General features: G+C 46.5%; 5 protein-coding genes. All 5 read right to left on the reverse strand.

The features are described 5' to 3' along the window. Window positions 1-109: 109 nt before the first annotated feature. Entirely contained in the window at window positions 110-973 is an 864-nt protein-coding gene (locus J8X26_RS24950; RefSeq protein WP_208952292.1) for a metal ABC transporter permease, read from the reverse strand. Continuing rightward, on the reverse strand, window positions 970-1,845 hold the full coding sequence (locus tag J8X26_RS24955) for a metal ABC transporter permease (protein WP_208952293.1): 876 nt from the start codon (window positions 1,843-1,845) through the stop codon (window positions 970-972). Before J8X26_RS24955 ends, J8X26_RS24950 begins: the two co-directional genes overlap by 4 nt. Beyond that, entirely contained in the window at window positions 1,842-2,657 is an 816-nt protein-coding gene (locus J8X26_RS24960; protein ID WP_208952294.1) for a metal ABC transporter ATP-binding protein, read from the reverse strand. The genes J8X26_RS24955 and J8X26_RS24960 overlap by 4 nt, the downstream gene beginning before the upstream one ends. Further along, the gene (locus J8X26_RS24965) at window positions 2,644-3,558 is read right to left on the reverse strand and encodes a metal ABC transporter substrate-binding protein (RefSeq protein ID WP_208952295.1); all 915 of its coding nucleotides are present in this window, start codon (window positions 3,556-3,558) and stop codon (window positions 2,644-2,646) included. The genes J8X26_RS24960 and J8X26_RS24965 overlap by 14 nt, the downstream gene beginning before the upstream one ends. 209 nt (window positions 3,559-3,767) lie before the next feature. After that, complete coding sequence (locus tag J8X26_RS24970; RefSeq protein WP_374101307.1) at window positions 3,768-4,862, reverse strand: porin; 1,095 nt, start codon at window positions 4,860-4,862, stop codon at window positions 3,768-3,770. Window positions 4,863-5,228 lie beyond the last annotated feature (366 nt).

Genomic DNA, 5,228 nt, shown 5'->3' on the forward strand with positions numbered 1-5,228 from the left:
AGAGACATGGGAAGGAAACATTGTAAAAAAACAGCATGTTACCTGACAACGCCTTAATGCGACAGAACCGTAAAACTAGTTGACGTCTAATATCCCCCTTACAACCCCGTCATGTCTGAAGCCCTAAGTTTTTTCTTCTCTGTAATAAACCATTCTTCGGAGCGAACAGGAATGCCAGAACGAACAGGCCCGCCTGAACGAGCACGATTGTTGCACCTGTCTCACCATTCAGCCAAAAGCTGGCGAAGGTTCCCACAATAGTGGCAATCATGGCTGAAGTGACTGAAACGAATAACATAGGGTAAAAACGCTGGGTTAAAAGAAATCCGATACAGCCCGGTGCGATTAACATAGCAACCACAAGAACAATGCCCGTGACCTGCAATGCCGTCACAGCAGTAGCGGCGACGAGCACCAGTAAGAACAGCTCGAGTCTTGCCGGAGAGAGTCCAATGACACTGGCCTGGCAGGGATCGAAACAGAACAGGATGAGATCTTTACGCTTGATTAAAACGGTCAGCAGAGTAAGAGACCCTATGATAATAGTCTGAATTAAAACATTTTTTTCAATGCCTAAGAGGTTGCCAAATAATATATGCATAAAATGGATATTACTCGGCGTTGCCACCAGAAGGATCATCCCCACACCAAGAAAGCCAGTGAAAGATATACCAAGCAGGGCATCAGCTTTCACCGTAGTCAGATTGCGCGCCGCTCCGGCAATCATTACACATGCGACACCGCTGGTAATAGCGCCGACGGCCATTGGTAGCCCAAGAATATAGGCGAAGATAATGCCGGGAAGGATGGAATGTGACATGGCATCGCCTATCAGCGCCCATCCTTTTAGTACGATGAAGCAGGAGAGAACAGCACAGACTGAACACACAAATACGCCGGTTGTCATCGCCTTCAACATGAATCCGTACTGCAGCGGCTGTAGCAGTGATGTCAGAAATACGTCGAAAGTCATTTGGCTGGTTCCTTGTTGAAAACATTATGGCGGCGGCGAGTTGCCAAAATCCCCTTTTTAGGCGCAAAGACTAACGCCAGGATAAACATTGTTGTCTGAAGCACGACAATCGCCCCGCCAGTTGAACCATCCAAGAAATAGCTGACATAGGCTCCCCCTATGCAGGCCAATGCAGCCAGAAGCGGCGCAATGAATAACATACGACCAAATCTTTCCGTAAGTAACTGCGCTGTTGCTCCCGGAGTTATTAGCATTGCGACCACGAGCAGCGCCCCGACTGTCTGCAGGGCTGCCACGGCAGCAAGCGACAGGAGTATCAGTAAGGTGAGATGTAGTGCGTTTACGTTAAGGCCGATTGCTCGCGCATGGTTCGGATCAAAACAGTAAATCAACAAATCCTTCCATTTGACTGCAAATGTGATGATACAGATGAGCCCGATAATGCCAACCTGAAGAAGGTCTGCATTGGAAATGCCAAGTAAATTGCCAAACAGGATGGTCTGGATACGGATATTGGTGGGAAAAACCGAAATAATAAAAAGGCCGGCCGCGAAAAATGCGGTGAATACGACACCAATCACAGCATCATTTTTCAATATTGAATTACGCTCAATAATCCCTATTCCAAGCACGGCCAGCAGACCGGCAATAAAAGCGCCGAGGGCAAAAGGTCCGCCGACAAGCGCGGCAACCGCCACCCCGGGCACAACAGAATGAGAAAGTGCATCGCCCAGCAGTGACCAGCCCTTAAGTGTCACAAAACATGACAGAATACCGCATAATGCGCCAACCGCAGCTCCCCCGAATATTGCTTTTATCATGAAGATGTAACTGAAGGGGGCGGCAAGCAGAGATGCCAGAGAACTTATCATGCTGATATACCTTCCTCACCAGGGCTTTTGTCACAGTTCTGCAGTTCAGTGGGGGTCACACCGACCGGCAACTGGTGAATAGCCCCACCAAAGGCTTTGCCCAGATTTTCGGGGCTGTAGACTTCACTGACAGAGCCAAAAGCAATAAGCGTGGAGTTGATCATCATGACTGCGTCGCAGAAGCCAGGGACACTTGCCAGATTGTGAGTCGAGACGACGATGATATGTCCGTCTTCTTTGAGTTCGCGAAGAATGGCAATAATTGCATGCTCTGTCTTCACATCAACGCCGGTAAAGGGTTCATCAAGCAGCATAATAAGGCTTTGCTGGGCGAGCGCACGTGCAAGGAAAACACGTTTGCGCTGACCACCAGAAAGCTCGCCAATCTGGCGATCAACAAATGCCTCCATGCCAACACGGATCAGGCTTTCCATTACAATTTCGGCATCCCTTTCAGACGGAATACGCAGAAAGCCCATGCGCCCCTGACGCCCCATCATCACAACATCACGCACCGATACAGGAAAGGTCCAGTCAACTTCTTCTGTCTGGGGAACGTAAGCAATTATGTTCTGTTTTTGCGCCCATTTTACCGGCTGATAGCAAACTTCAACCTTCCCGTAAGCAGGTGAGACAAATCCCATGATGGCCTTGAACAACGTTGATTTTCCAGCACCGTTCATGCCAATCAGCCCGCAGATGGTGGGTTGTTGGATCTCAAAACTAACATCAGATAACCCAATGTTGCCACCACGATAGGAGACTGTCAGAGCCTCGACTCTGACAGTGGGGTAAAGATTAGTTGTTAACATTGAAAGCCTTCAGAATTGTTTTGGCGTTGTAATCGAGAAGCTTAATGTAGGTCGGTGCGGGCCCATCGCTATTCGTCAGACTGTCAACAAAAAGCGTTCCGCCAAAACGTGCTCCCGTTTCAGAGGCAACCTGCTGCATAGCCTTGTCGTTGACTGTACTTTCACAGAATACTGCGGGTACGTGATTTTTGCGGACCTCATCGATGACATGCCGAACCTGCTGCGGCGTCCCTTCTTCGTCAGCATTAACCCCCCATAAGTAAAGCTCGTTAAGGCCGTAGTTGCGCGTCAGATAGGAGAATGCACCTTCACATGTGACCAGTGTCCGTTCATTTGCCGGAATTTTTGCAAGCATTGCGGATATAGGTCCATTCAGTGCTTCAAGCTTTTTGGTGTAAGCGGCTGCATTGCGGTCATAGGAAGCTGCATTTTCCGGGTCGGTGTTATCAAGTGCTTTACGGATGTTTTCAACATAAATGACAGCGTTGGCTGGTGACATCCAGGAATGTGGGTTTGGCGTACCTGAATATGGACCATCCTTGATAATCATCGGTTCAATGCCTGTTGAGACAACGACGCTCGGTACATTGTGAACACCCTGGAAAAATTTATCGAACCAACGTTCTAATCCAAAACCGTTGCGTAATACAAGGTCGGCTGACTGTGCCTTTACGATATCCAATGGTGTGGGTTGGTAGTCATGAATTTCAGCCCCCGGTTTGGTGATTGATTCCACAATGGCTTTATCGCCGGCAACATTCTGCGCGATGTCTTGCAGGATGGTGAAGGTCGTCAGGATCCGTTTAGGTGTCGTATCCTGCGCGTTTGTCGGTGCGACCATTATTACTGTTGTCACGGTCATCACTAAAGCAATGATCCGACGTTTACTTTTGTTCAACATTTACATTTCCTTTATTGGTTAGAATAAACACTAACATAGCCAATGCTATATTTTATAGCGTTGGCTATGTTAATTGGAGTAGTAGCTACTCAGTTTTTGGATTCTGTCGTATCAACGAAGGCAGGTAAGCAAAAACTGGAATATCAATTTTTCAGGCAGTAAAACGGTTTTTCTGGGGATAAGCCCATCAGAATTCTGGTGGTTGTCTGTCAGAACTGGTAAACGATACCAACACCAAGAGTATTATCATTAGGAATGACTAATGAGGTTTTTTCTGAATTATCGCGACTACTAAGCATATTGATTTTATAATCGGCATAAGTAGTTATGTTGGTGTTTAATATATAGTTGAGGCTCAGGTCGATATAGTTGACAATATCCGCGCTGCCGACGTCATTTTTAACGAGTTTCCCTTTGGTATATACCCAGGCTATGCCGGGTTGAAAACCGGAGTCAAAGCTATACTGACTGGCAATCTCCCAGCTGTCCGCTTTTTTAGCCCAGCCATAATTGTCTATATGTACAAGATTATTACTGTGAGTATAACTGGCTGCCAGCAATATATTGCTGGCATCATATTTCACGCCAGCAGTTAATGCTCCAGCCCTGTTCCCCTGTTGATCATTTTTCTGCAACAACGTCCTTTGTGAATCAGTCCATGCCAGCCCTGCATTGATACCATTATCATTGCTCCAGATAAGCGATACACCATAACCTTCACCATTCTGATGCTCTTCTTCACGCTCGGAGCCACTTCCCCCGGAACCTTCATTTTTCCCCTGATATTGCAGGGAGAAATCAAGCCCATCAACTAAGCCAAAGAAATTGTTATTCCGCAGCGTCAAAAGGTTATTGGCCAGGCCGGTCATAAAGCGGTCAGTATCCTGATAGGAGTCATTACCAAATACAGGTAATACATCTGTCCATGCGCCAATATCGTAGAGAAGGCCGTAGTTACGGCCATAATCGAGAGAATAGATATCATCTAATTTAAGTCCGGCAAACCCCAAGCGCGTGTAGGAAGTCCCTTCGTCAGAATCTTCTACACTGCTTGCCTTAAGTTCGTATTCCCACTGAGCAAACCCTGTAATACGATTATTGATTTTTGTTTCCCCTCTGAAACCCAGCCTTGTATAACTTTCATCTCCCGAATCGTCAGCATTTTTACTGAACTGATGACGAGCATCAACCATACCGTTCAGATCGATTTTATTTCCATCACTGTTAAAAATCTCAGCGGCGTTTGTTATTGAAGCGGTGAGTAGCAATGAAGAAAGCGCCATTGCCGTAAATTTATTCATCATTAAGGATCCCGTTAACCAAAACTAAACACAACATAAACGATAATGATTATCAATATCGTTTAATGATTATCTTTACTCCCTTGTATGTGCAAACCTTAGTTTGTAATTTTTTGTAAAAACGTGTTCGACAGGCCTGAGTGAGCTTTTTTTTGGAATTTCTGGAAGAATCCGGCTGGCTGAAACGTTTGAGGCGAGTGCGTATTCCGACCCAAACCGACCATAGATTCCGAAGTTATCCGATCGCACTTTCCGATTTAATTCGAGCGCTGATTCCGATGTGTTCCGGCCAAATTTGGGCTCTGTCGCATTAACGGCAGCTGATCGGAAAAAGGTGCTCTGCCTGTTTTTCAGGCAGCCAATAGGTAA

Source organism: Rahnella sp. ChDrAdgB13, from assembly GCF_017655185.1.
In the GTDB taxonomy this organism is placed as follows: domain Bacteria; phylum Pseudomonadota; class Gammaproteobacteria; order Enterobacterales; family Enterobacteriaceae; genus Rahnella; species Rahnella contaminans.